The 25819-nt window shown below is 63.9% G+C and carries 30 protein-coding genes; 24 read left to right on the top strand and 6 right to left on the bottom strand.

Annotated elements, in window-relative coordinates; translation table 11 throughout:
* Positions 1–24: 24 nt before the first annotated feature.
* Together MLG87_RS11525 and MLG87_RS11520 are read left to right on the top strand one after the other, a co-directional pair.
* The gene (locus MLG87_RS11525) at positions 25–744 is read left to right on the top strand and encodes a response regulator transcription factor (protein WP_243295317.1); all 720 of its coding nucleotides are present in this window, start codon (positions 25–27) and stop codon (positions 742–744) included.
* A 103-nt stretch (positions 745–847) separates the two neighbouring features.
* Entirely contained in the window at positions 848–1420 is a 573-nt protein-coding gene (locus tag MLG87_RS11520; RefSeq protein ID WP_243295316.1) for an outer membrane beta-barrel protein, read from the top strand.
* 85 nt (positions 1421–1505) lie between these two features.
* Here the strand turns inward: MLG87_RS11520 and MLG87_RS11515 are convergent, their stop codons facing one another.
* Positions 1506–2696 carry a hypothetical protein gene (locus MLG87_RS11515; protein ID WP_243295315.1) on the bottom strand — a complete coding sequence of 397 codons (1191 nt, stop codon included), beginning with the start codon at positions 2694–2696 and terminating at the stop codon, positions 1506–1508.
* Positions 2697–2753: 57 nt separating this feature from the next.
* Entirely contained in the window at positions 2754–5159 is a 2406-nt protein-coding gene (locus MLG87_RS11510; protein WP_243295314.1) for a PAS domain S-box protein, read from the bottom strand.
* 445 nt (positions 5160–5604) lie between these two features.
* On the opposite strand from MLG87_RS11510, the gene uppS reads away from it, so the two are divergent.
* The 4 genes from uppS to MLG87_RS11490 are packed head-to-tail and all read left to right on the top strand — an operon-like array spanning position 5605 to position 9481.
* Complete coding sequence (gene uppS / locus MLG87_RS11505; RefSeq protein ID WP_243295313.1) at positions 5605–6291, top strand: polyprenyl diphosphate synthase; 687 nt, start codon at positions 5605–5607, stop codon at positions 6289–6291.
* Entirely contained in the window at positions 6291–7175 is an 885-nt protein-coding gene (locus MLG87_RS11500; protein ID WP_243295312.1) for a phosphatidate cytidylyltransferase, read from the top strand. The genes uppS and MLG87_RS11500 overlap by 1 nt, the downstream gene beginning before the upstream one ends.
* A 1-nt stretch (position 7176) precedes the next feature.
* Positions 7177–8331, top strand: coding sequence for a 1-deoxy-D-xylulose-5-phosphate reductoisomerase (gene dxr / locus MLG87_RS11495; RefSeq protein ID WP_243295311.1), 1155 nt, complete (start codon positions 7177–7179; stop codon positions 8329–8331).
* Between the two features lie 13 nt (positions 8332–8344).
* Positions 8345–9481: a M50 family metallopeptidase gene (locus MLG87_RS11490; protein ID WP_243295310.1), complete on the top strand. Its 1137-nt coding sequence runs from the start codon at positions 8345–8347 to the stop codon at positions 9479–9481.
* On the opposite strand, the gene MLG87_RS11485 is transcribed toward MLG87_RS11490, so the two are convergent.
* Positions 9435–10862 (bottom strand): two-component system sensor histidine kinase NtrB, encoded by a 1428-nt coding sequence (locus MLG87_RS11485; RefSeq protein WP_243295309.1) that lies wholly within the window; start codon positions 10860–10862, stop codon positions 9435–9437. The two genes, MLG87_RS11490 and MLG87_RS11485, sit on opposite strands and share 47 nt — an antisense overlap.
* Before the next feature lie 189 nt (positions 10863–11051).
* Between MLG87_RS11485 and MLG87_RS11480 the strand changes: the two genes are divergently transcribed.
* The gene (locus tag MLG87_RS11480) at positions 11052–11519 is read left to right on the top strand and encodes a glutathione peroxidase (RefSeq protein ID WP_425250893.1); all 468 of its coding nucleotides are present in this window, start codon (positions 11052–11054) and stop codon (positions 11517–11519) included.
* Here the strand turns inward: MLG87_RS11480 and MLG87_RS11475 are convergent, their stop codons facing one another.
* Complete coding sequence (locus MLG87_RS11475) at positions 11520–12206, bottom strand: MarC family protein (RefSeq protein ID WP_243295307.1); 687 nt, start codon at positions 12204–12206, stop codon at positions 11520–11522. It lies immediately after the preceding gene.
* Between MLG87_RS11475 and MLG87_RS11470 the strand changes: the two genes are divergently transcribed.
* The 3 genes from MLG87_RS11470 to MLG87_RS11460 all read left to right on the top strand — a co-directional run bounded on the left by MLG87_RS11470 (position 12205) and on the right by MLG87_RS11460 (position 13679).
* Complete coding sequence (locus tag MLG87_RS11470; protein WP_243295306.1) at positions 12205–12849, top strand: acyltransferase; 645 nt, start codon at positions 12205–12207, stop codon at positions 12847–12849. The genes MLG87_RS11475 and MLG87_RS11470 overlap by 2 nt on opposite strands.
* A gap of 166 nt (positions 12850–13015) precedes the next feature.
* On the top strand, positions 13016–13318 hold the full coding sequence (locus MLG87_RS11465; protein ID WP_243295305.1) for a hypothetical protein: 303 nt from the start codon (positions 13016–13018) through the stop codon (positions 13316–13318).
* A gap of 160 nt (positions 13319–13478) precedes the next feature.
* Positions 13479–13679: a hypothetical protein gene (locus tag MLG87_RS11460; RefSeq protein WP_243288494.1), complete on the top strand. Its 201-nt coding sequence runs from the start codon at positions 13479–13481 to the stop codon at positions 13677–13679.
* A gap of 1 nt (position 13680) precedes the next feature.
* Here MLG87_RS11460 and MLG87_RS11455 read toward each other — a convergent pair whose 3' ends face one another.
* Together MLG87_RS11455 and MLG87_RS11450 are read right to left on the bottom strand one after the other, a co-directional pair.
* Positions 13681–14631 (bottom strand): bifunctional riboflavin kinase/FAD synthetase, encoded by a 951-nt coding sequence (locus MLG87_RS11455; protein ID WP_243295304.1) that lies wholly within the window; start codon positions 14629–14631, stop codon positions 13681–13683.
* The gene (locus MLG87_RS11450) at positions 14628–15572 is read right to left on the bottom strand and encodes a TerC family protein (RefSeq protein WP_243295303.1); all 945 of its coding nucleotides are present in this window, start codon (positions 15570–15572) and stop codon (positions 14628–14630) included. The genes MLG87_RS11455 and MLG87_RS11450 overlap by 4 nt, the downstream gene beginning before the upstream one ends.
* 94 nt (positions 15573–15666) lie before the next feature.
* Here MLG87_RS11450 and MLG87_RS11445 point away from each other — a divergent pair, with 94 nt between their 5' ends.
* The 14 genes from MLG87_RS11445 to MLG87_RS11380 all read left to right on the top strand — a co-directional run bounded on the left by MLG87_RS11445 (position 15667) and on the right by MLG87_RS11380 (position 25614).
* Positions 15667–16410, top strand: a complete 744-nt coding sequence (locus tag MLG87_RS11445; RefSeq protein WP_243295302.1) for an RsmE family RNA methyltransferase — start codon at positions 15667–15669, stop codon at positions 16408–16410.
* 25 nt (positions 16411–16435) lie between these two features.
* A complete protein-coding gene (locus MLG87_RS11440; RefSeq protein WP_243295301.1) occupies positions 16436–18028 on the top strand; it encodes a M28 family peptidase in 1593 nt (530 codons plus the stop codon).
* 154 nt (positions 18029–18182) lie between these two features.
* The gene (locus MLG87_RS11435) at positions 18183–18473 is read left to right on the top strand and encodes a hypothetical protein (RefSeq protein WP_243295300.1); all 291 of its coding nucleotides are present in this window, start codon (positions 18183–18185) and stop codon (positions 18471–18473) included.
* Between the two features lie 127 nt (positions 18474–18600).
* Positions 18601–19272 carry an HAD family hydrolase gene (locus tag MLG87_RS11430; RefSeq protein WP_243295299.1) on the top strand — a complete coding sequence of 224 codons (672 nt, stop codon included), beginning with the start codon at positions 18601–18603 and terminating at the stop codon, positions 19270–19272.
* Positions 19272–19694, top strand: coding sequence for a hypothetical protein (locus MLG87_RS11425; RefSeq protein WP_243295298.1), 423 nt, complete (start codon positions 19272–19274; stop codon positions 19692–19694). Before MLG87_RS11430 ends, MLG87_RS11425 begins: the two co-directional genes overlap by 1 nt.
* 150 nt (positions 19695–19844) lie before the next feature.
* Complete coding sequence (locus tag MLG87_RS11420) at positions 19845–20276, top strand: hypothetical protein (RefSeq protein WP_243295297.1); 432 nt, start codon at positions 19845–19847, stop codon at positions 20274–20276.
* Positions 20277–20415: 139 nt separating this feature from the next.
* Complete coding sequence (locus MLG87_RS11415) at positions 20416–20850, top strand: WapI family immunity protein (RefSeq protein WP_243295296.1); 435 nt, start codon at positions 20416–20418, stop codon at positions 20848–20850.
* Between the two features lie 149 nt (positions 20851–20999).
* Positions 21000–21284 carry a hypothetical protein gene (locus MLG87_RS11410; protein WP_243295295.1) on the top strand — a complete coding sequence of 95 codons (285 nt, stop codon included), beginning with the start codon at positions 21000–21002 and terminating at the stop codon, positions 21282–21284.
* A 153-nt stretch (positions 21285–21437) separates the two neighbouring features.
* Positions 21438–21623, top strand: a complete 186-nt coding sequence (locus MLG87_RS11405) for a hypothetical protein (protein ID WP_243295294.1) — start codon at positions 21438–21440, stop codon at positions 21621–21623.
* Between the two features lie 167 nt (positions 21624–21790).
* Positions 21791–22312 carry an autophagy-related protein 27 gene (locus MLG87_RS11400; protein WP_243295293.1) on the top strand — a complete coding sequence of 174 codons (522 nt, stop codon included), beginning with the start codon at positions 21791–21793 and terminating at the stop codon, positions 22310–22312.
* A 125-nt stretch (positions 22313–22437) separates the two neighbouring features.
* Positions 22438–22848, top strand: coding sequence for a hypothetical protein (locus MLG87_RS11395; RefSeq protein WP_243295292.1), 411 nt, complete (start codon positions 22438–22440; stop codon positions 22846–22848).
* Between the two features lie 126 nt (positions 22849–22974).
* Positions 22975–23622: a hypothetical protein gene (locus MLG87_RS11390; RefSeq protein ID WP_243295291.1), complete on the top strand. Its 648-nt coding sequence runs from the start codon at positions 22975–22977 to the stop codon at positions 23620–23622.
* A 148-nt stretch (positions 23623–23770) separates the two neighbouring features.
* A complete protein-coding gene (locus MLG87_RS11385; RefSeq protein WP_243295290.1) occupies positions 23771–24424 on the top strand; it encodes a hypothetical protein in 654 nt (217 codons plus the stop codon).
* 605 nt (positions 24425–25029) lie between these two features.
* Complete coding sequence (locus MLG87_RS11380; RefSeq protein WP_243295289.1) at positions 25030–25614, top strand: hypothetical protein; 585 nt, start codon at positions 25030–25032, stop codon at positions 25612–25614.
* Positions 25615–25819 lie beyond the last annotated feature (205 nt).

Raw genomic sequence — 25819 nt, 5'->3', positions numbered from 1 at the left:
ATCAACGAGTTGCCGGAGTGCGCCATGCCCGAGCCCAAGATCCTGCTGGTGGAAGACGAGCTCAGCCTCGCCGAGGGCATCAAGCTCAACCTCGAGCTGGAGGGGCTGGCCTGCACCTGGATCCCCCGGGGCGACCAGGCCCTGAAGCAGATCCTGGCCGAGGCCTACGACCTGGTGATCCTCGACGTGATGCTGCCGGGCATGGACGGCTTCACCATCTGCCAGAAGGTGCGCGAGGCCAAGAACTTCACGCCCATCCTCTTCCTCACGGCCAAGAACACGGACGACGACCGCGTGCATGGCTTCGAGACCGGCGCCGACGACTACCTGGGCAAGCCCTTCCAGGTGAAGGAGCTGCTGCTGCGGGTGCGGGCCATCCTCCGGCGGGAGGCCTGGTACCGGAACCGCGAGATGAGCAGCCGACAGGCCTTCGGGGCCCACTGGGTGGACTTCGACAACTACTGCGGCGAGGGGCCCAACGGTCCCTTCCAGCTGGGCATGAAGGAGTGCATGATCCTCCGCCTGCTCATGGAGCGGCCCGGCCAGGTGGTGAGCCGCACGGACATCCTGGACAAGGTCTGGGGCGAGGACGCCTACCCCACCAGCCGCACCGTGGACAACTTCATCGTCCGCATCCGGCGCGTGATGGAGCTGGATCCCCACCACCCCCGCTGGGTCCACACCATCCGCAGCGTGGGCTACCAGTTCGATCCGGAAGGGAAGCAGCGGAAGGGCGAGGAGTGAATCGGCCCCGCTGATTCGATCGCCTGAAACTTCGGGCGCGATGGCTTCATTCAATGGGTGTCTTTTACCCACACATCCTCAATGGATGCCATCCGGAGGCGTCATGCCCGTTTGTCCTCGTCTGTTCACCGCGTTGGCCGTGGCCCTCGCCTTCGGGGCGGTCCAGACCCGGGCTGAGGAGCCGCGCTTCGGTCTCCAGCTCCACGCGAACCTCCCGACCGGCGACCTGAAGACCGCGGTCGACAACAAGCCCGGGGCCGGGCTCGGCGCCCACGTCACCTTCGACCTGGGCGCGGGCCACGTGATCAGGCCGAGGTTCGATGCCGTGTTCTACCCCGAAGGCACGGTCAACGGATTCAAGACCAAGGCGAACGATCTCAGCCTCGGCGCGGACTACCTGTACTTCCCGGGCGGAAAGCCGGATGGCCTTTACCTGACCGCCGGGCTCGGCCTCCATCGCTGGAGCGTGGACACCACGATCCCCGCCATCGGATCCTTCCCTGAAACGTCGGCCTCCCAGACCTCGACCCGCTTCGGATACTCGGCCGGGCTCGGATACAACTTCAATGCCACCCTGGGAGCGGAACTGCGGTACGTCGGGAGCAGCTACGCGAACCAGACGGCCTGGGACCCGAAGGCCAACGCCATCCAGATCGGGATGACGTTCCGATTCTGAGCGGTCCGACTTTCGCGATCCTGGTTCATGCAGAAAGGGAGGGGGCGCCTCGGCGCCCCCTCCCTTTCTGCGGCCGACTTCCGGCCTACTTGACGTCGAAGTCCCGGCTGCGGGCCAGCTTTTCGAAGGCGGCCATCTGAGCCACGAGGTCCGCGGCGGGAGCACCCTGCTTCACGTCGGACAGCACCTGGCGCTTCTCGTCGCCCTTGCTGAACTTGCTCTCGGCCATCACGGGTTCGAGGGTCGGCAGCAGGGTCAGCTCGCCCGCCGGCCCTTCGGGGGCCTTGGAGGTGGCGATGTCGTTGGCGTGGGCCAGCAGGGCGGCGCCGGGCGTGGCGCCGAGGCGGCGCAGATCCAGCCAGCCGAACCCGGGATCGCGCAGCAGGTCGAGGTCCTCGTTCTCCAGCCAGATCATCAGGGCGTTCAGGGCCTTGGTCTGCGTGGGATCGGGCACGCTGCGCATCTTCTTCTCGCCCTTGACGTCCACCTCCTGGCGGGTGTTGTCGATCCAGGCCTGGGCCCGCTTCACCCACAGGGCCGTGATGGCCTTCTGGTTGGCGAAGCCCTCGGGCGCCTTGGGCCCCTTGGCGGCCTTGGCCTTCTTGCCCTTGGCCGGCGGCTCGGGCGCCGTCCAGGCCGGGGCGGCGGCGTCCACCTTCGGATCGAGCAGGAGGCCCCGCAGCTTGGCGAGGCGCGGCTCCAGCCCCTTGGCGTCGGCCTTCGCGGCGGCGCGGGCCGCGACCTGCAGGTCCTTCCAGGTGGTCTCGAGGAGGAGCTTCTTCCCGTCGGCGTCATAGAGCCCGTGCTGGGCGCGCACCTTGGCCAGGTACGTCTCGACGGCGGGGATGGCGGCCGAGGCCTTCTCCGGGAGGATGGATTTCACGGCCACGAGGGCGCCGAGGGCGTCGCGGACCTCGACGGCCTTGGGGTGGCTCCGGTAGTAGCCCAGCTCGTGGGCGGAGAGGGCGGCGCGCTGCAGGGTGTAGGCCAGCTTCCGCTGGCTGGGGCGGAGCTGGTCGAAGGGCTTCGCTTCGGGTTTCGCTTCGGGTTTCGCTTCAGGCTTCGCTTCGGCTTGGGGCGCGGCCGGGGCCTCGGCCTTCACCTCGGCGGGCTTGGGCTCGGGCACCTGAGTCGGCGCGGGAGCGGGCGCAGGGGCTGGCGCCGGAGCCGGCGCGGGGGCCGGTGCAGGAGCGGGCGCAGGAGGGGGGACGGGTTGGGGCGTCTGGGCCAGGAGGCCCGAACCCACGATGACTGCCAAGACCCAGCGGCGCTGCATAGGAGGCTCCTCGTTGAGGGTGCGATGAGAGTCCCCATTATGCCGCAGCAGGGGGGCTCACGCCTCGATCGGAGTCTCTAGCAATTGCTCCAGGCTTCGTTTCAATTGTTTTAGATCGAAAGGCTTACCCAGATGGGGCACCTGGTTCGTCTCCAGGAAGTCCCGGGTTTTCGCGTCGAAGGAGTCGCCGGTGGTGTAGAGGATGCGGCGCGTCAGGGCCGGCTGCTGGGCCCGCAGCCACTCGAAGAGGTCCACGCCCGACAGCCCCGGCATGCGGATGTCGGAGACGATCAGATCGAAGGTGGCGGCCTTGAGGCGCTCGACCGCCTCATCGCCCCGCCCGGCGGGAGTGACCTCCAATCCCCAGACCTGGAGGGCGTCCACCAGGCACTCCAGCAGGAAGGCCTCGTCGTCCACCACCAGGGCGCGGCGCCCCTGGAGTCCCGTGGCTCCGGCCGCGGGCGCCGTCGCCGAGTCCGCGGGCCCCGCGAGGGGCAGCTCCATCAGGAAGGCGTTCCCCAGGCTGGCCTGGCTCCGCACCGTGAGCTGTCCGCCGTGCTGGCGGGCGATGAGGTGGGCCACCGGCAGGCCCAGGGCCTCCGGGGTCGAGGCCGAGGCGGGATCGAACAGGCCCGGAAGCTCGGCCTCCGGCAGCGGGGTGCCCGAATCCTGGACCACCACCTGGATGTGGCCGTCCACCGCGCGGGTGGCCACGCGCAGGCGCTTGACCGGGCTGGCGGCCAGGGCCTGGAGGCCGTTCAGCATCAGGTTCGTCAGGGCCTGGCGCATGAGGACCGGATCCAGGGGCGCTTCGGGGAGGGCGGGGTCCAGGCTCAGATCCAGGTCGACCTCCATGCGCCGGGCCTTCAGTTCCACGAGGTCCACCGCCTCCTGGATGACTTGGTTGAGCTGGGTCCGCACCCGGGCGGGGGAGGGCGGGTTCAGCACCGTCTGGAGGGGATCCAGCAGGCTCTGCACCGAGTCCACGGCCTTCACCAGCCGCGCGGCCTGCTCCGCCTGGTGGGGATCCAGGGCGGATTCGGAGATGAGGCGGGCCTCCAGCAGCACGGGGGTGAGCCGGTTCGAGGCCTCGTGGAAGAGGGCCGGGACCAGCCGCCCCAGGGCCTCGTGCTTCTGGGAACGGACCAGCTGCGTCTCCAGGGCCTGGGTCTCGCTCGTGTCCCGCACCAGGGCCGATACCGCCAGGACGCGGTCATCGGCGCCCCGCACCGGGGCGTAGGTGACGCTGGCGGGGAAGGTCTCCCCCGCCTTCCGGACCCGGACCGTGTCGACGTCGCGGACCACCTGGCCCCGGCTCACCTGCTGGATGACCTGGTCCAGGTCGCCCCGCTCCCCTCCGGGAGTCAGCTTGCAGATGCTGTGGCCTACGATCTCCGGCCGGGAATACCCGAAGATGCGCTCGGCGGCGGCGTTCCAGGTGAGGATCTTCCCGTCGGCGGAGAAGGACACCAGGGCCTCGCCCATGTTCTGGATGAGGCCTTCCAGGTACTTCCGGGTCTTCTGGTTGTCCTGGTTCACCCGCTCCAGCTGGGCGTAGAGCTGGGTCATCTCCTCGTTCTTCTTTTCCAGGGACTCCTTGGCCTGCTTCAGCTCGGAGTAGAGCCGGGCCGTCTCCATGTTCGACTGGAGGGCGCTCTCCAGCAGCTCCTGGGGATCCGCCGCGCGGCCGGGCTGGAGGTCGGTCACGGTCACGTTGCCGTGCTTCAGGACTGTCACATCCGCCACCGGCGCGGGTTCCGTCCCAGGTTCCGCCCCGGCCGGTTCCGGCGGAGGCGGAAGCTCCCGCAGGGTCGAGCGCACGTTGGATTCGATGAGGGCGAGCATCCCGTCGAAATCCTTGATCTTCTTGTCCAGGTGGTACTTGCGGAAGGTGTAATCCACCGTCTCCCGGGTGATGGCCAGGAAGGTGTCCAGCACACCGGGACCCCGGTTGGCCACGGATTCGAAGTAGGGGACGTTGCGGAAGTTCAGGCGGCGGTTCATGACGCCCACGGCCAGGGCGTCGGGCAGGTCCCGCTTGTTGTACTGGAGGACGAAGGGGATCTGCTTGATGTTCAGGCGGTTGGCATTGAGGTTGTGGTACAGGTTCGACAGCGAGTCCACGTTGTCCTGCATCTTGGCTTCGCTGGAATCCGCCACGAAGACCACCCCGTCCGCCCCGCCCAGCACCACCCGCCGGCTGGCGTCGTACTGCACCTGGCCCGGCACGGTGTAGATCTGCAGGTGGATGGAATTTCCGTAGACATAGCCCAGGTTGATGGGCAGCAGGTCGAAGAAGAGGGTCCGGTCTTCCTGGGTGTTGACGGAAAAAAGCTCGCCGCGCTGCCGGTCCGAACACATGGCGTGCAGGGACTGCAGGTTGGTCGTCTTGCCCGAGAGACCCGGCCCGTAGTAGACCAGCTTGAGCAGGATCTCATTGGCGCGGGTATTGAACTGAACCATGGGTTCGCCAGGGAAAAAGTGGAGTCAAGCCTAACACGGGCCTTCGGAAGACAAGCCGCTCCCCAGCTTTACGGCAGGCCCCGTGATAGCATGACCTTTTTCACCTTTCCGAGGTTTCCGGCGCGATGACCGTCCCGACCCATGTCGCGATCATCATCTCGGTATCCCCTCCGGGGATACGCGAGGCCGCCCACGAGGAACCGGCCGCTTGAACCGGCATCTAGGCCCACGATGAGCATTCCGACCCACGTCGCGATCATCTTCTCGGTATGCCCTGCGGGCATACGCGAGGCCGGCCGCGCGGAAGGGGCGGGCTTCCATCCAACGGGGAGCCTACGATGACCGTCCTGACCCACGTCGCGATCATCTTCTCGGTATGCCCTGCGGGCATACGCGAGGCCGGCCACGCGGAAGGGGCGGGCTTCCATCCAACCGGGAGCCCACGATGACCGTCCCGACCCACGTCGCGATCATTATGGACGGCAACGGCCGTTGGGCGGCGCAACGGGGGTGGCCCCGTATCAAGGGGCACAAGGCCGGGGTGCAGGCGGTGGAGCGCATCCTGGAGGCCGCTTCGGACGCGGGCATCCGGCACCTGAGTCTCTACGCCTTCTCCACGGAGAACTGGAAGCGCCCCCCCCAGGAGGTGGCCGCTCTCATGGCCCTCCTGCGCATGTACCTGCGCATGTTTGTCCACCAGCTGGCCCGCAAGGGCATCCGCTTCCACCACTTGGGTGCCCTTGAGGGGATGCCCGACGGCATCCAGGCGGACATGCGGGCCCTGGAGAAGGCCACCACCGGGAATCCGGGCATGACCTTCCACCTGGCCGTGAACTACGGGTCGCGCCTGGAATTGGCCCAGGCCGCCCGGCGCTGCGTGGAGGACGGCCTCCGGCCCGATCAGGTGGACGAGGTCGCCCTGGACGCCCGCCTCTGGACCGCCGGCGTACCGGACGTGGACCTGCTCATCCGCACCAGCGGCGAGCATCGCATCTCGAATTTCCTGCTCTGGCAGTCCGCCTATGCGGAACTCTACATGACCGACCTCCTGTGGCCGGACTTCGGCCCCGCGGAGCTGAAGGAAGCGCTTGAGGACTACGCCCAGCGCGAACGGCGCTTCGGGGGGATCTGATGGAACGGACCACGCCCAAGGTCGACACGAAGAACATGACCGTGCGCATCACCACGGCCCTGGTCTTCGGCGTCTTCTTCTTCAGCCTCCTCTGGTTCGGCGACCAGCCCTGGGCCCCCTGGACCTACCTGGCCCTCATGGCCCTCGCCATCCTAGGAGGCGTCCGCGAGATGACCCTCATGGCCCGGGTGCGGGGCTTCAACCCCTCCCTGGCCGCGGGAACCCTGGTGGGCTGGGGCATCCTCGCCCATTTCTTCCTGGCCACGGGCGGCCAGGATCCGCTGCCGCTCTGGCTGGTCCTCACAGTCGGGGGCCTGGTGATCCACTTCGGCGCCCTCTTCTTCGACCGGAAGCTGGAGGAGGCCCTGCCCAGCCAGGCCATCACCTGGCTCGGGGCGCTCTACATGGGCTTCGGCCTGGGCTTCCAGCAGAAGCTGTTCATGCTGCAGGGCACCCTGCCCAGGACCGGCAGCCGCCTCATCCTGGCTCTCTTCATCATCACCTGGTTCGGCGACAGCGCCGCCTACTTCGTGGGCACCTTCCTCGGCAAGCACAAGCTCGCGCCCCGGGTGAGCCCCAAGAAAAGCTGGGAGGGCGCCCTCGGCAACCTGGGCGGCAACCTGCTCGGCGCCTTCCTCATGAAGGCCACGGTCTGCTCCGAGTGGTCCGTGGTGGACGCCGTGGCCCTGGGCCTGCTGCTGGGCATCGTGGGCCAGCTTGGGGACCTGGTGGAGAGCACCTGGAAGCGCAGCACCGGCGTGAAGGATTCCTGCGTGGGCGTGAGCATCCCCGGCCACGGCGGCGTGCTCGACCGCGTGGACAGTCTGGTGTTCGCGGCCCCGGTGCTGTTCGCTTATGTCCACTTCGTCCATGGATTCAACTGACGTGAGACACCTCGCCCTCCTCGGCTCCACGGGGAGCATCGGCACTTCCACGCTCGATGTGGTGCGAGCCCACCCGGAGCGGCTGTCCGTGGTGGCCTTGGCCGGGGGACGGAACCGGGAGCTGCTGAGGGAGCAGTGCGACACCTTCCGGCCCCGGTGCGTGTCCGTGGGCTCGCGGGAGGATGCGGAGTGGCTGCGGGCGAACCTGGCCTACCGGCCCGAGGTCCACTGGGGGGACGACGGCCTCCTGGCCTGCGCCCTCCATGCGGACGCCGACACGGTGGTGGCCGCCATCGTGGGCAGCGCCGGGCTGGCCAGCACCGAGGCCGCCCTGCGCGCGGGCCGCCGGGTCTGCGTGGCCAACAAGGAATCCCTGGTGGTGGGGGGTGCCCTCATGCACGAGGCGGCGCGCGCCGGCGGCGGCGAGCTGCTGCCTGTGGACAGCGAGCACGCGGCCCTGCACCAGCTGCTGGACGGCCGCGACCGGGCGTCCATCCGCGAGGTGCGCATCACCGCCAGCGGCGGGCCCTTCCGCGATTGGCCCCTGGCCCGCATCCAGGCCGCCACCATCCAGGAGGCCCTCAACCACCCCACCTGGAAGATGGGGCCCAAGATCACCATCGACAGCGCCACGTTGATGAACAAGGGCCTGGAGGTCATCGAGGCCTCGGTGCTCTTCGGCCTCACGGCGGACCAGGTGGCGGTCACCGTGCATCCCCAGAGCCAGGTGCACGCCATGGTGGGCTTCCACGACGGCAGCTACCAGCTCCAGGTCTGCGCCAACGACATGAAGCTGCCCATCCAGTACTGCCTGCTCTACCCGGACAAGCAGCCCGGCCCCGTGGCCCCGTACCCCTGGGAGGAGGCCCGGGCCTGGACCTTCGAGGCTCCGGACCTGGAGCGGTTCCCCTGTCTGGGTCTGGCCTTCGAGGCCCTGCGGGAGGGCGGCACGGCCCCGGCCCTGCTGAACGCCGCGAACGAAGTGGCCGTGGCCGCTTTCCTCCAAGGCCGCATCGGCTTCTGGGACATCCAGGCCTGCAACTGGGACACCCTGGCTCGGATTCCCGCCCAGCCCCTGGCCTCCCTGGGCCAAGTGCTGGATGCGGACCGGGCCGCGAGGCGTCATGCTGAAGGATGGGTCCGAGCCAGGGCCTGATCCTCGGGTGTCCATGAACCGTTTCCGCCTGTCCCTGTCCTTCAGCTTCGCCTTCGCCGCCGCCTTCCTCTTCGCCTTCAAGCTGCCCGGAGCCGGGTTCTGGGGCCCCGTGCTCATGCTGGGCGGCCTGATCTTCCTTCACGAGGGCGGCCACTTCCTGGCGGCCAAGTGGATGGGCATGCCGGTCGAAGTCTTCTCCCTGGGCTTCGGCCCACGCCTGCTGGGCTTCAAGTGGCGCGAGACGGACGTGCGCCTCTCCCTGCTGCCCCTGGGCGGCTACGTGAAGCTGGCGGGTTTCAACCCCGAGGAGCCCGGTGCCGAGGATCCCTACGGCTTCCTCCAGCAGCCCTTCGGCAAGCGGATGCTCTTCTACAGCGGCGGCATCCTGGCCAACCTGGCCACCACGCTGGTGCTCTTCGGCCTCGTGGGCGTCCACCAGGCCCGCGTCACCAAGGTGCAGGAGACCTGGACCGTGGTGGAGGTGGTGTCCGGCAGCGCCGCGGAGCAAGGCGGCCTCAAGGTGGGCGATGAGCTGCGCGGCATCGGCGACCTGAGCTTCCCCGGCGCCCAGTGGGAGGCGGCCGTGGCCTACATCCAGGCCCACCCGGACCAGCCCGTGCCCTTCCGCCTCACCCGGGACGGCAAGCCCCTGGAGCTCCCGCTCACGCCCCGGGCCGAGGGCGGCAAGGGTCGCCTGGGCTTCATGCCCCTGCCCGTGGCCACGCCCCTGGAGTTCCGCCCCTTCCAGGCGGGCGACCTGTGGACCGGCGGCCGCTACGCGGTGGAGACCTCCTGGCGCCTCACGGGCCAGGTCTTCGGCTTCCTGAAGCGCCTCGTCACCTTTCAGGCCCGCAGCGCCGAGGTGGCCGGTCCCATCGGCATCATCAAGCAGGGCAGCAAGGCAGCCCAGCACGGCTGGGAGACCTTTCTCTTCATGTGCGGGGCCATCAGCCTCCAGCTCGCCATCCTCAACGCCCTGCCCATCCCGGCCCTGGACGGCGGCCACATGGCCCTGTTGGCCTTCGAACGGGCGCGGCGCAAGGATCTCACCATCGAGCTGAAGGAGAAGATCCTCACGGGCGGCTTCATCCTCCTGGCCTCCCTCATGGCGCTGGTGATCTTCCTGGACCTGATGAAGCTGCGGAAGTAGCGGAAGCCTCGCCCCGCGCGCCACCGGCCCGCGGCAGCAGCACGCGGAAGGTGGTGCCCCGCCCGGGGGCCGTGTCCACCTGCAGGGTTCCCCGGTGCTGCCGGACGATGTTGTGGACCATGGCCAGCCCCAAGCCGGTGCCGTGGCCCGAAGCCTTGGTGGTGAAGAAGGGCTCGAAGATGTCGGGTACCAGGCCAGGCGCCATGCCGGCGCCGGTGTCGGCCACGTGGATGCCCACGTACTCGCCCGGCTCCGCCTCGATCCAGGCCGCGCAATCCCCGTCCACCAGCGTCCAGTTGGCGGTCTCCAGCCGGATCCGGCCTGGCCCCTCGATGGCATCCCGGGCGTTGGCCACCAGGTTCGTGAGCACCTGCTCGAGCTGGGTCGGGTCGGCCAGCGCGGGCCACAGGTTCGCGGCCGGCGCCCAGTCGATCCGGATGCGCTCGCCCGCCAGCCGGCCCAGGACGGGCAGGAGCTCCGTCACGGCCCGGTTGAGATCCACTTCCTTCGCCTCCAGCGCCCGCCGCCGGGCGAAGCCCAGCATCCGGGAGGTGAGGTCCGCCGAATGGCGGGCCGCCTTGATGATCTCCTCGAGGTACCTCCGCTCGGGCCGGTCCACCTCCATCCGGTCCAGGGCCAGGTCGGCGTTCGCGAGGATCACCCCCAGCATGTTGTTGTAGTCGTGGGCCACGCCGCCCGCGAAGCGCCCGATGGATTCCAGCTTCTGCGCCTCGAAGAGCTGGGCCTGGAGCTTCGCCCGCTCCCGGGTGTGGCTGTCCTGCTCCGTGATGTCCCGCGCGATGCCCAGCACGCCGATGAGGGCGCCGGAGCGGTCCCGCATGGGCGTCTTCAAGGTCTCCAGCAGGACGCGGCCGCCGCCGTCCGCCAGGGTGACCCACTCCTCGTTGGCCTGGGGACCCCCGGCGGCCATGGCCTCCCGGTCCTTCTGGCGGAAGAAGTCCGCTTCTTCCTTCGGGAGGAAGTCATGGTCGGTCCTCCCCTGGATGGCGGCCTCCGGGGCCCCGAAGAACCGCTCGAAGGCGGGGTTGCAGGCGAGGTAGACGCCCTGCGGATCCTTCAGCCACACCATGTCGGGAATGGCGTGGATCAGCGTGCGGAACTGGGCCTCCCGGTGGGCCACGCGGGCCACCAGGCGCCGCACCATCAGGAACAGCATCGTGGCGGTGACGGCCACGAAGGCCCAGCCCTTGAGGATGCTCAGGGCCGTCATCCAGGCCGGGTCCGTCGTGAGGGCCTGCACCAGGCGGTCCGAGAACAGGATCCAGGCGGCCGAGAGGATCGCGTAGGTCAGCGCGATCCGGGCTGCGCCGGTGACGGCGGCCTCCGGGGGCGTCGGGCGGAACGGGCTGGATTCGGGCATGGGGAGGTCCAGTCGATTCAAAGGCTAACGCAGATCCTCGCCGGAGACCGTGGCTCTTCAATCTTTTTCCCCAGCCCGGCACGGCCCCTCCGGCGGCGGCATCCAACCGGTGTCCCCGGAGGTTCCTTGCGCGCCGCCCTCGCCCTCTTCCTCGCCCTGTCCCTGCCCGCCGCCGAAAGGAAGGTCCCCATGTCCCTGCACGAGATCACCCTTCGCACCCTGGACGGCAAGCCCCAGTCCCTGGCCGCCTACCAGGGCAAGGTCGTGCTGGCCGTGAACGTGGCCAGCGAATGCGGCTTCACGCCCCAGTACGCGGGGCTGCAGAAGCTCTACGCGGACTACAAGGACCGCGGCCTGGTGGTGCTCGGCTTCCCCTGCAACCAGTTCGGCGCCCAGGAGCCCGGCACCGCGGCCCAGATCGAGAGCTTCTGCCAGAAGAACTACGGCGTGACCTTCCCCCTCTTCGAGAAGCTGGACGTGAAGGGCGCGCACCAGGCCCCCGTGTACCAGTTCCTCACCGCCAAGCACGGCGAGCCCGCCTGGAACTTCCACAAGTACCTCGTGGGCAAGGACGGCCAGGTGCTCCAGGCCTTCCCCAGCAAGGTCGCCCCCGACAGCGCCGACCTTCGCGCCGCCATCGAGGCGGCCCTGAAGTAGCTACTTCGTCGAGATGACGGCCACCGGCGGCGTCTCCCGCATCTCGACGTAGAGGGCCTTCACGCCGTTGATGAGGAACTGCATGGCCACGGCCGCCAGGATGAGGCCCATGAGCTTGTTCACCACCTTGGTGCCGATGGCGCCCAGACGGGCGAAGACGGCCGGCGCCTTGCGCAGGAAGAGGTAGACGATCCAGGTGTTCAGGAAGATGGCCAGCAGCACCACGCCGTACTCCAGCCAGCTGATGCCCGCGATCATGCCCATCACCGTCGACAGCGTGCCTGGGCCCGCCACCAGCGGGATGCCGAAGGGGATGATGGCGAAGTCCTCCGGCAGCTTGCGGCTGGCCTCGGCCTTCTCGTCCTCGGTGCTGCGCTCGCGGGGATCCTCGCCGTAGAGCATGGCGATGGCCCGGTAGAGCACCAGCACGCCGCCCACGAAGCGCATGGCCAGCGCCGTGAAGCCGAAGAGGCTGAAGATGAACTGGCCCACCAGGGCGAAGGCCAGCATGGCCGCGCCCGCCGTGAGGGCGGCCTTCTTGGCGCTGCGGCGCAGGGCCGGCTGCTCCATGCCCGTGGTGGCGCTGGCGAAGATGGCCGCGGCGCTGATGGGGTTCAGCACCGAGAACAGCGACGTCGCCACGCCGAGGGCGAAGGACCAGGTGGGCAGGGGGCCGAGGTGGGGCATGGCCCACTGTACCCGCTACCATGACCCCATGCGCGACCTCGAGGCCCTGCGGGAGCAGCACCAGCGCCGCCTGGCCTGGATGCCATGGCTGTACTTCGCCCTCAAGCCCCGGCACCGGGCCTGGGCCGAGGCCTGGCAGGCCGAGGTGCAGGCGCGCCTCGTGGCCCAGGAGACCGTGACCCTCGGCGCGGGCTGCTTCATCGCGCCCGATGCCGCCGTCTTCGGCGAGCCCGGGCGCGGCATCGTGCTGGGCGACCGCTGCGCCATCGCCGCCCAGGCCTTCCTGCACGGACCCCTGACCCTGGGAAGCGATGTCAGCGTGAACGCCGGCGCCCGTCTCGATGGCGGCCGCAAGGGCATCACCATCGGCGACGGCACGCGGATCGCCAGCGGGGCGGCGATCTACGCCTTCGATCACGGGATGAAGCCGGACCGCGATCTCAAGGACCAGCCCGTGCGCTCCCGCGGCATCCGCATCGGCCGCGATGTCTGGATCGGCGCCGACGCCGGCGTCACGGACGGCGTCACCGTCGGCGACCACGCCGTGGTGGCCATGGGGGCCGTGGTCACGAAGGACGTGCCCGAGTGGGCCATCGTCGCCGGGGTGCCCGCCGTGGTGGTGGGGGACCGGCGGGAACGCTGACCGCGTCGCCCCCTGCCACGCCTGCGGGCTCCGATGTTGCATTTCGCGCGGCGAGCCTGCGCCTTCACGAAGCCAACCGGCTTGATGGCTTCACTTCCAGATCTGGCACGGCTCGTGAGACGTCTTCCGCACGGGGTGACCCACCCCGCTCCCGCAAGGAGGTCCCATGCGCCGTCTGGCCCTGCTCGCCCTCGCCACCCTCGCCGCCTTCCCTCTCTCTGCCCATAACCCCTGGCGCCGCCCCCGCCGCGTGGTGATCGTGGAACGGGATGCCTGCCGGGATTCCTACCGCCCCTGGGAGGACGGCCGCTGGGAGCGCCGGGGCGACTACTACCCCGAAGCCTACGCCCGACCCTACCGCGAAGAAGACTGCGACGAGGGCCGCGTGATCCTCCGGCCGCTGCCGCGACCGCTGCCCCGCCCCCTGGCACCCCCCTTCCAGGCCCGTGTAGAACTCTGGTTCCACTGAACCGGATGACCGGGCGGGCCGTGGATTCGACAGCCCCTGTCCCATGGGTGGGCCCAAGCTGGAAGGGTTCCTCCCCCGCTTCCAAACTTTTTTCGTGATTCCGCCTTGACGAAAACGAATAAAAGACGAATATTTTGGAAACGGGATTGATGGAGCCCCCATGCGGACCTCTTTTCGCAGTTTCGGCTACAAGTTCAGCGGCTACTTCATGGAGTACGGCCCCATCGAGGCCGAGAGCCTCGAGGCGGCCAAGGCCCAGATCCGCCAGCGCCTCGGCGTGAGCCGCCTCCCCCTGGGCTTCCAGGTCTGGGACCTCTCGGAGCGCCCCCTCACCCGCTGGCGGGTGGCCGCCGCCAGCTGATTCAGGCCCGGCGGGCCTTCCACCAGGCGGTGCCTTCGGCCACGTCCTGGGTGATCTGGGCCCGGAGCTCGTCCACGGAGGCGAAGCGGACCTCGCCGCGGAGGCGGTGGAGGAAGCGCAGGTGGAGGCGGGCGCCGTAGAGGTCGCCCTCGAAGCCCGGCAGGTGGGTTTCCACGGTGAGGCGGCGGCCTTCGAAGGTGGGCTTTTCGCCCACGTTGGTGAGCCCCAGACGGGGGGCCCCCAGCGAAGGGTGGTGGTGAGGCAGGAAGGCTTCGGTCACGTAGACGCCGTAGGCCGGCAGCTGCTCCTGGTCCCAGGCCAGGTTCGCCGTGGGGAAGCCCAGGTGCCGGCCCCGCCGGTCACCCTCCACCACCACGCCCGTGAGGGTGTAGGGATGGCCCAGCAGCTCCGCGGCGGCCTCCACCTCGCCCCGGTCCAGGGCCTCCCGGATGCGGGTGCTGGAGAGGCGCCCGCCATCCGGGGCCCGCAGGGCCAGGGTGTGCACGGCACAGCCATGCTCAGCGCCCCAGGCCTCCAGGGTGTCGACGTTGCCGCTGCGGTCCCGACCGAAGCAGAAGGCCCGCCCCACGTGCAGCTCCACGGGCGAGAGGGCCCGGCGCACGCCGCCCAGGAAGGCCGCGGGACTCAGCTCCGAGAAGGCCCGGCTGAAGGGGATCACCCAGGCCAGGTCCATGCCCTCGGATTCGAAGGCCTCCAGGCGCTGCTCCAGGGTCATGAGCAGCTTCGGCTTGCGCTGGGGCGCCACCACCACCGTGGGGTGCGGGTCGAAGGTGACCACGGCCGCTCGCAGGCCCGCGGACCGGGCCCGGCTGGCGGCGATGCGCAGCAGCTCCCGGTGGCCCGCGTGGACGCCATCGAAGGTTCCCAGGGTGACGATGGAGGGCCCCGCGGCGGGGGCCGCCTCCAGGGTGTGGCGCCAGACCTGCATCATTCGGCGCCGTCCTGCTCCGCGGGCCAGGCCAGGCTGGCCACCACGCTGCCGGCCAGGATCGCGGCGATGATCAGCAGGCTGTACTGCACGGGGATGTGCACCCAGTTGGCGGCGCACATCTTCACACCCACGAAGGCCAGCACCATGGCCAGCCCGGTCTTCAGGCGGTGGAAGCGGTCCATCATCTTGGCCAGCAGGAAGTAGAGGCTCCGCAGGCCCAGGATGGCGAAGATGTTCGAGGTGTAGACCACGAAGGGGTCGCGGCTCACGGCCAGCACCGCCGGGATGGAATCCACGGCGAAGACCAGGTCCGTCACCTCGATGGTGATGAGCACCAGCAGCATGGGCGTGGCGAAGCGGCGGCCGTTCCGGTATGACCAGAAGTGCTCGTGACCGCCCCGCTCGTCGTAGGGCACGAAGCGGCGGAAGGCCCGCACCAGCGGGTTCTGGGTGGGATCGGGATCCTCCCCCTTCACCAGCAGCATCTTCACGCCGGTGTAGAGAAGGAATCCCCCGAAGACGTACATCATCCACTCGAAGCGGTTCAGCAGGGCCGTGCCCGCGAGGATCATCGCGGCCCGCATGACCAGGGCTCCCAGCACGCCCCAGAACAGCACCCGGTGCTGGTGCCGCAGGTCCACCTGGAAGCTCTGGAACACCAGCACGAACACGAAGAGGTTGTCGACGCTGAGGGACTTCTCCAGCACGTAGCCCGTGAACCACTCCAGCCCCTTCTGGGTGCCCTCCGTCTGGAAGATCACCGCGTTGAAGACGAGGGCCAGTGTGATCCAGACCGCGCTCCAGATCCCGGCCTCCCGCATGCTGGGCGCGTGGATCTTCCGGTTGAACACGCCCAGATCCAGGGTGAGCATCAGGAACACGAAGGCGTGGAAGCCCCCCCAGGCCCACCAGGGAGCGGCTTGCAGCAGGGCATCGACCAAGGAGTCCTCCAGGACATCCAGCTTATCGAATGCCGGAAGCCCCCCAGTCAGAGGGGGCGCTCTCCCATGGGATGCCCATGGGATGATGGGGCCCGTGAGCCTCCCCCGACTCTTCCTCGCCCCCCCGGCAGACGCCGCCGAGAACCTCATTCTGCCCCTGGGCGCCGAGGCCGCGCGCCACCTGCGGGCCCTGCGCCTCCAGCCCGGCGACGCCCTGGAGCTGGTCCTGGGGGATCAGCCCTGGAAGGCGGACCTCGCCGAGCTGGATCGCGGCCGGGCGGTGGCCCGCCTGGTGGCCCCCCTGCACGAGGACCGCGAGCCGCCCATCCCCCTTCAGGCCTGTCTGCCGATCCCCGCGCAGCTCAGCCTCTTCGACGACTGGCTGGCGCCCCTGGTGGAGCTCGGCGCCACGCTCATCCAGCCCGTGGCCTACGCCCGCAGCGAGTTCGATGCCGCCAAGACCGCCGCCCGCGCCGAGCGCTGGGCGCGGATCCTCCAGTCCGCCTGCGAACAGAGCCATCGCAGCCGCCTGCCCGAGCTCCGCCCGCCCATCCCCTTCCCCGCCCTGCCGGCCTGGGACGCGCCCCAGAAGTGGGTGGCCTACGAGCTGGCCACGGGGCAGGCCAACCCGGACCTGCGCCGGGAGGCCCTGGCCTTCACCTGCGGGCCCGAAGGGGGCATCACGGACGCCGAGTATGCGGCCCTGTCCGCCGCCGGCTGGTGCCCCGTGAGCCTGGGCCGCAGCATCCTCCGCGCCGTCACCGCCCCCGTGGCCCTGCTGGGGGCCGTGCAGTTTGAGTTGGGAAGGCCCCCCGACAAACCCCGTCTTGCGAGGTAAGCTGGAGGCTCCCTCCGGAGTCCCCATGCGCGTGCTGCCGTTCCTCCTGGCCACGGTCCCTTTTTTCGCCCAGGCGACGCCCCCCGTGCCGGAGGCGCCCCTTCGCGCCCATCTGGCCTTCCTGGCGGATGATCTGCTGGAGGGCCGCGGCACCGGGCAGCGGGGGGCCGAGCTGACCGTGCGCTACCTGGAGACCCAGCTGCAGGCCCTGGGCCTGAAGCCCGTCCAGGGGACCTCGTACCGGCAGGCCGTCTCCCTGCTGGGACTCCGCACCCTCCCCGAGCGCAGCGTCCTCAGCTTCATGGGCGGCGGGGCCTGCGCCACGCCCGCCTTCGGCCCGGCCATCGTCTACGGTTCGGGTGTCGCCCGGGCCGAGCAGGCCTTCGATGCGCCGGTGGTCTTCGCGGGCTTCGGCATCCAGTCGCCCGCGGACCGCTGGGACGACTTCAAGGGCGTGGATCTGAAGGGCAAGGTCCTGCTGGTGCTCGTGAACGAGCCCGCCCCCACCGCCGAGGAACCGGGGCGGTTCGAGGGCCCCGACCTCAGCTACTTCGGCCGCTGGACCTACAAGTTCGAGGAGGCCGCCCGCCAGGGCGCCGCCGGCATCCTGCTCATCCACACCACCCCCTCCGCCAGCTACGGCTGGCCTGTGGTGCGCAACGGCTGGGACGCGGAGCGCTTCCGGCTGGCCAAGGGTCCCGAGGGGGCGCCGCTCGAGGGCTGGGTCACCGAGGAAGTGGCGCGGGCCCTGGTGAAGCAGGGGGGCGGGGACCTCGACGCCCTCCGGACCGCCGCCCAGCGCCGCGACTTCCGGCCCGTGCCCCTGGACCTGCGCCTCAAGGGCACCCTCGCCAGCGCCGTGCGCACCCTCGACCAGTTCAACGTGGCCGGCGTGATCCCCGGCTCCGACCCGGCCCTGAAGGAAGAGGTCGTCATCTATTCCGCCCACTGGGACCACCTGGGCCAGGGCGCCGCCCCGGCCCCGGACAGCCACCCGGGTCACGAGGGCGACGGCATCTACAACGGCGCCGTGGACAATGCCTCGGGGTGCGCGGCCCTGCTCGCCATGGCCCAGACCGCCGTCCACACTCCGGCCCGGCGCAGCCAGATGTTCCTCTTCGTCTGCGGGGAGGAGCAGGGGCTGCTGGGTTCCAAGGCCTACGCCGCCAGCCCCCTCTGGCCCCTGGCGAAGACGGCGGCGGACCTGAACCTGGACAGCCTCAACTTCGTGGCTCCCGCCCGGGACATCGGCCTGCCCTTCGGCAACCGCAGCACCCTCGGCGACCTGGGCGCCACCGTGGCCAAGTCCTCGGGCCTCGCCGTTGCCTCCACCCGTCCCGACACCGCGGGCGGCTACTTCCGCTCGGACCACTTCAGCTTCGTCCAGGCCGGTGTGCCCGCCCTCTCCGTGGGCGGCGGCCGGGACTACCTGGGCGCCGACCCCGCCACCCTCAAAGCCAAGGCCGCCGCCTACGGCCAGCGCTACCACCAGGTCACCGACGAATACGACCCCACCTGGGACCTGCGCGGCATGCTCCAGCAAGCCCAGTTCACCTTCGACCTCGGCCAAGCCGTCGCCAACGCCCCCACCAAACCCACCTTCAAAGCCGCCCGCTAGCCACGCCCATCCGCCTTTTTTTGGTCTGCCTAATCAGTCACCCTGCATCCTTGGGCCCGGGGAATTTTCAACACTTACCATCCCAACCCCGGAACTAGACGAACCTCAAACCCGTCCCCACTCATCGTCCAATTTAAAGTTAGGCCTCGCTCACATGGCAGATGAACCGATCTACGGCTGGAGGGATTTTCAGCACCCGCCTTGGTTCCTCTCGAAGGACTATTACGCGAAGTTCGGCTTGACCGATTACGCCGAAATCATTCATGCAGTGTCAGGCCTGGCGGGCCTTCTCCCTGCAATCACCATGGCTGTCATTCTGGGGTTCTGGTTTCCCAAAGCTTCCCATTGGCTGCTGCTGATTCCGGCCCTATCAATGCAGCTCTACATTCGTCCCGCAGTGATTTATCTTTACTACAAGAAAATCAAAAGCCAGTCATCGGCCTAACCCTCAGCTCAACTCGGACCCCGCCTGCATTGCCTTTCGCCCTCTCTCAACTTCTCGCTATCTCGGCTCCGCTTAGCGCCTCGGTGCAGGCGGGGCCGGTTAGCTTCATTCGTTAGGCGCCTCCGGCATGTTCAGCGCGGCAATCTTCGACATGGACGGGCTACTCATCGACTCCGAGCGAGCGACGATGAAGGCTTGGATTGGCGCGGCCAAACACTATGGAATCGACTTCCGTCCTTCTGATTATTTGCCGGTTATCGGACAGACCACTGTCGACTCTGACTGGATTCTCATTTCACGTCTTGGCAGTCAATCAACTTTTCATCAAGTTTCCGAAAAGGTATCGGAACTTCTTGAAATGGCACCCCCAGATATACGCTTTCCCCTAAAACCCGGGGCATTTGAACTTCTCTTGTCACTTCGAACGAAGGGCGTTCCCTGTGCGGTGGCATCCTCTTCGAAGGTCTCGGAGATTCGTGAGCGTCTCGCTGCCGTTGGGGTGCTCGAATTCTTTCAGGCCTTATCGGGTGGAGATGAAGTATCCAAAGGAAAGCCGGATCCGTCGCTTTACCAACTAGCAGCTGCACGACTCGGAATGAGCCCTGCTAATTGTCTTGCATTCGAGGACAGTGAAAATGGTGCGCTAGCGGCGTTCGGAGCTGGCTCCCCTGTCGTTCTTGTACCTGACCTCAAACCTCCTTGCACCTCTGTCGCATCTCACTGTTTTCACATACTAAACTCACTACATGAAGCCCAAGAACATATCTCGTGCTGGTTTGCCTTCCAAGGAGGCGCCTAATGCGCACCAGAACCCCCAAAATCAAGGCTAATAGGATCCAGATCGCTGGGTGCTACTTGTATTGGTGGTTCATGCGACGTCGAGCATTCGTTTCAGATTTCGATACTCAAGTAAAATTCCATTTTTCGACGATGCAATTCTATACTTCACTTCTCCTGCCTTTGTTGCTTCTTGTTGCCTGGATTGAGTTCAAGGTTTTTCACCTTCCGCCTGCCTCCCAGATCGTCCTTCATTTAGTCTCGGTGGCGATAGCGATCTATATCGTGGATACGACTGTTTTATCTCACTCAAAATCACTCACCCCTAATTTCGAAGCAATCGGTAATAGGTTAAAACCTGACCTTCTGGTCTATGCTTACCTCGCGACCGTGCTTGCAGTGATTATGCTCTCCGTTTTTCTATTTCCACACCGAACCGCCTAACCCTTAGCTCAACTCGGACCCCGCCTGCATTGCCTTCCGCTCTTTCTCTTGTCCCGTCTTCCTCGGCTCCGTTCAGCGCCTCGGTGCAGGCGGGGCCGGTTAGCTTCATTCGTTAGGCTTCATTCCAACGCAATCGCATGAGGTGGCACGATGAAACAAGCGATCATGGCTACGCTAATGCTCTGTTCTGTTGGATGCGCCCTTCCCACGACCTCTGTACGAAAGCAACTCGCGAAACCCGTCCCTCAAGAACGAATTCTTGCCCAAGACCTCGCAACCCCTAACGATTCAAGAACCGAGAAGGTGCTTATAATTCGCGACTCTGGGTTTATGGGAAGTGGGCTTAATCTGATTGTGTTCATAAACAAGAAACCTGTTGCGGTGTTGAAACCAGAAGAAATGGTAGAGTTTTTTCTAGCACCAGGTAAATATATGGCATCGGTTGATGCAAAAAATAAAGTGTTTAATGAAAATCCTGGCGAATCGGAAATTGAGATTAGAAAAGGCGAGGCTAATAATTTTCGACTCAGGCTCATTCCAGGTGATGAACCGAGGATTACCAGGAGCGAACAACTCGAATAACGATCATCAGCCTAACCTCTCGCTCAACCCGGACCCCGCCTGCATTACCTTCCGTTCTCTCTCAGCACTTTGCTATCCCGGCTCCGCTCAGCGCCTCGGTGCAGGCGGGTCCGGTTAGCTTCATTCGTTAGGCGCCACCTTGAAGACACTCACTATCGGATCGCAGGAGCATGATCGGCTTTCTATTGTCGTTCTCGATTATGAGAGAGCGCCGATTGGAGAGGCCTTTGATGACAACTGGCTCGTAGCCAGAATTGAAATTTCTGTCGGTTCGTTCACTGGTACATTCCCGCTTTGTCTTACGCCCCAGGATTTCGAATCGTTCATAAGTCCGATGGAACAGCTCTACAAATCTCTAACCGGACAAGCCAAATTCGAAACAATTGAAGGCCAGATTGAAGTATCGCTAACTGGTGATGGCAGGGGCGGGATCGAAGTAGCAGGTCATGCCCTTGATCGTGCCGGAATTGGCAATCGATTAGAATTTGGCTTCACTATCGATCAAACCTATTTCCCGCCAATGCTGAGACAGCTACGTGACATCGTTACTGAATTTCCTACTCGCGGCGCCTAACCCTTAGCTCAACTCGGACCCCGCCTGCATTGCCTTTCGCTCTCTCTCAACATTCCGCTTCCTCGGCTCCGTCCAACGCCTCGGTGCAGGCGGGGCCGGTTAGCTTCTTTCGTTAGGGCTCCGAACATCCTCAGCGACTCCAGGAATCCATGTACCTATCCACCGCCATCGTTTTCCTTGTCTGTCTCGGTATTCGTGTCGGCCTACATTTTTTTGACAAGGATTCTATTCAGGAAGCAGCCAAGGCCAAGGGCTGGGTGAATGTTCAAGTCATTTGGACGCCATTTGCTTCAGGTTGGTTCTTTTTAAGGAATGATAAACGCCAGTACCGCGTCACCTACTCCCACGAAGACGGGGTTGTGCACGAGGTGCGCTGCAAGAGTTCAATCCAAGATGGCGTTCAATGGTGTGATATAGCCGCTGACTACGATTGATCGCCCTAACCCTTAGCTCAACTCGGACCCCGCCTGCATTGTCCTCCGCTCTCTCTCAACTTCCCGCTTCCTCGGCTCCGCTCATCGCCTCGGCGCAGGCGGGTCCGGTTAGCTTCCTTCGTTAGGCCTCTTCACCAACCACAGGAGTGTTTAATGAGCGACAAGGTGCACACCATCTACGCAGGTTCCCATCCAATCTATGAAATCGCCGTGGTTGACGATGGCCTCAATGTGGTCATTCGTTCAGCTGAAGACCCCAAGAGACAGATCAAAATTATCGGCTCGTGCTTATCAACATTGATTTCGACCTTGCAGAGCGCCCTTCCTGAACTTCGATAGCTTTCTCGAAGCTCGGCCTAACCCCTAGCTCAACTCGGACCCCGCCTGCATTGTCTTTCGCTCTCTCTCAGCATCTCGCTTCCTCGGCTCCGCTCAGCGCTTCGGTGCAGGCGGGTCCGGTTAGCTCCATTCGTTAGGTTGCCATCCATTCCCTTGAAGGATCGATATTGAGCACTTGGTTCGGAATCATCCTCTTCGCCGCAATCCTCGGTTTCTTCATCTGGGGGATGTGGCGTGATTATATTGGTCGGCCAAGGAAACTCTGGCTTAGCTATTCCGACTTATTACCCGAACTCAATTCCACCCCGGCCAACTTCGAGTTGAATGAAATCTGGGCCACTGTCGGCGAAATCGGTTACGCAGAATTTCTCGGCGTTCCGGCCGGCAGGTTCACTAGAGATTTTCATCTGTATATCAACCTTCTCGTCTGCCAAGAAGGGTTGCTCCTCCGAGTCTCTGGCATCCATTTCTTTCAAAATGTGCCCGCCATTCTCATCCCATGGGGTCGCGTAGAATCCATTCAGCCAATGGAAAACGATTGGGGCACACCTGGTATTGGTATCAAGGTCAACGGTATGCCGCCCCAAGCTGATCCGAACCACATAGGCACCTTCCTTGTGTGGCTCTATACGTCGCTCGAGCAACTTCCGGCCTTTAGTGAAAAGGTCCATAGTTATCTAGCAACCTAACCCCTAGCTCAACTCGGACCCCGCCTGCATTGCCCGCCGCTCTCTCTCAACTTCTCGCTTCCTCGGCTCCGCTCAGCGCCTCGGTGCAGGCGTGGCCGGTTAGCTTCATTCGTTAGGCGCCACACGTGGAGATCAAACCCAGGGCATCCCTGTTCATCGCCGCTCTTGTTGGGGGCCTGTTCTTTATCTGGTTTCCAGTGGGCATCATGATTGCCATGAAAACCTTCCATATCTTAATGGCTTTGCTCGCATTGTTTGGCTGTGCGCTCTCTCTCTTCGCGGTCCATGGCATCCTCAATCGAAAGCACAATCTCATCATCATTAGTGAACATGGAATCACTCAAACCAAGGGGTCACAGGCTTATCAAATTCACACCTCAGACATCGAATTAATCAAGCCACACATCGATTTCAGCATCCGCGGGATTGCTATCCACCTAAAAGATGGTCAAGAGATTCGATTCGATTGCCGGCATTACTGCTCAGTGAAAAAATTCATGAAATACTGCCAGAAAGCCAACCTTCCATGCGCCTAACCCTTAGCTCAACTCGGACCCCGCCTGCATTGCCTTTCGCTCTCTCTCAACATTCCGCTACCTCGGCTCCGCTCAGCGCCTCGGTGCAGGCGGGTCCGGTTAGCTTCATTCGTTAGGATCGCTCACATGGAAATCCATCGATCGATTGCCCTGCTTGCAGCGGTCCAATCCATAACGCCATTGATTAGTCAGTCAGCATGGAATTTCCCAGAACCGGTGCCAATTTCTACCTTTTGTGAGCTCAATCAAATTGAATCCCTTATTGGCAAGAACGCAGATTTCTGGATGTTAGTTCTTTCCGGTAAAAAGCTATCTGCAACATATGTAACATGGGAATTCGTACCTGATATTTCAACCAAGGATGGCCCACAATTTACAGTTCACTATACCGAAGCCACCCTGCCAAGATCTAAACAATCACTTCGGCAGCAATTTGTTATACAACACTCTAAGAACACACTATCTCCGGATTATTACACAATTATTAATAAAATCTGGAAAACCATTCTAAAACATACTAAATACCCGGAACAAGAAATCACACACTCAGTAATGGATGGGTCCATTTATTATTTTGGATACCAACAAAAATATTATGGTATGAGCTACGAGCCTGCCACTGGTGAAGCTTGGTTAATAAAAAATATCGGACTGGAGTTGATGAATTATGCAAAGGCAAACCCTTCGGAAAAACCTGCTTCGCTTGAACGCATAAAGCGCCTCATCGATGAATCAGATCTAAAAGATGCATCTCATCCGGTGTCCGCCCCATGATCCTAACCTTGCGCTCAACTCGGACCCCGCCTGCGTTGCCCACCGCTCTCTCTCACCTTCTCGCTACCTCGGCTCCGCTCAGCGCCTCGGCGCAGGCGGGTCCGGTTAGCTTCCTTCGTTAGCCGCCGCCCTCTTGGGGATCACCAATATGCCAGGACCAATAGAAAACATCCTATTTCTGATCCTCGGCTGGCTGTTTGGCTTGTTTAGCCCACTGATCGTTGGCACGATTCAGCGACGCAGAGAAGCAGAAGAGGTTCGTTCAACTATTCTCAGAGAGCTAGATGAGCTTAGATTTCAGCTAGCTTCGGCCGTGTACCTTATTGACTGTAATCAAGGCACATCTTCCAGATCGAGTTTAGAGTGGGTCAAAAGTCATCTATCTGAATTAATTGACAAGGAAGGGGTTTCAAAAACCATTGACGCCATCACCCAAATGTTGAGATTGTCAGACGAAAATATTGAACTGGTAGTCCAATCCGCACGGGCCAAACCAGAATCAACCCCTGCTTTGAAAACTTACGGTACGCCAATACTGGTCTCGAGATTTTCGACCCTGAATTATCTTGATAAGAAATTACAAAGCTCTTTGGTTGAAATTCATCTTCGGCTCAATCTTTTGAATCAAACAGTGGAAGATTATCGAAAGTATTTTGATCTCACGTTCGACAAAGACCCCGAGATGGAAAACGAACGACGAATCTTCAGCAATTTGATTCTCTCTCTTCGTACTTTCCGCCAACAAGCAATCCGAATTTCAGACTCAATCAAAGACGTCAGGTCGCTGGTCGGTAGCGGCTAACCCCTAGCTCAACTCGGACCCCGCCTGCATTGTCTTCCGCTCTTTCTCTTCGTTTCGCTATCACGGCTTCGCTCAGCGCCTCGGCGCAGGCGGTGCCGGTTAGCTTCATTCGTTAGGCCTCGCCATGAACCAGGACCAGATCATTCAGCTGTTCGAGACAACAGGGATCCCCTATCGGCCAGGCAGGCTCCAAGAACAGTGGCATCAAGTTCGGTTCTTTGGCGTAGATAGCCAACACAGCCTCAACCTCGGTTACTCACTCCCCGAAGGCCACTTTGTAGCTGACTTTGTGTTCAAATCTTTCGACTCAAATGTAAATCGGCTCCGATGCGAACACTTTGTTTCACTATTTGGCGGCGAGGTTCGAGCAGATAAGACAGTTTTCGCAAGACTGCTGCTACCATTCGCCGATTCCGTTCGTTTGCTGCGAATAATCCAGGGCTACTGGGCAATCCAGCTATAGCCCCCTCGGCCTAACCCTTAGCTCAACTCGGACCCCGCCTGCATCGCCTTCCGCTCTATCTCATCTCCCTGCTTCCTCGGCTCCGCTCAGTGCCTCGACGCAGGCGGGTCCGGTTAGCTTCATTCGTTAGGGAGTTCTACCAATGGTCATCGAAATACTTACAGGTGTCCTGGCGGTTATCACAGCCTTTTACGCTTGGGTGACATACAAAATCCTCCGCGCCAACGAGAAGGTTGTAGAAGCAATGCGAGAACAGGCCGTTGCTATGACTCGTCCTTATGTCGTTATTGCTCCTGGGCTCACGCTCGACAGCCCGACCTTCTATTTACGAATTTCAAACCAAGGGAAAACCTCCGCGATGAATCTCAGACTCACCTTGGATAAGCCATTTCATAAGTACGGAGAGTCTGCGAAAGATCATGACCTAACGACGTTCAATGCATTTACTCAACCAATTGATTCGTTCCCACCAGGCTCTGAAATCGTTTTCACACTCGCACAGGGATTCAAAGTATTCGCAAACAGTAAGGAATCTCCAACCATGCCGCATACTTTCTCTGTCACAGCTGATTACGAGTTCAACGGTCAACGAGTTAAAGAGGAGAACCACATAGATCTAAGGCCGTATCTTGGCGCAAACATCCCACAAGATCCTCATCTCACGAAGCTGGGTGGCATAATTGATTCTCTAAATACAATTGCTAAGAATGTCGCTGAAACTCCCTAACCCTCCGCTCAACTCGGACCCCGCCTGCATTGCCTTCCGCTCTCTCTCAACTTCTCGCTTCCTCGGCTCCGCTCAGCGCCTCGGTGCAGGCGGGGCCGGTTAGCTTCATTCGTTAGGCCGCTTCTGCCCCCAATGCCATTGGCCGGTTCAGACCCACCACTCACCGGAAATTCCTTTGAATCTCAGTGGGCCTGGATAGAATTCC

It is taken from the genome of Geothrix mesophila (assembly GCF_022808835.1).
GTDB lineage: Bacteria > Acidobacteriota > Holophagae > Holophagales > Holophagaceae > Geothrix > Geothrix paludis.
This window is presented reverse-complemented; position numbering and strand designations above follow the sequence as displayed.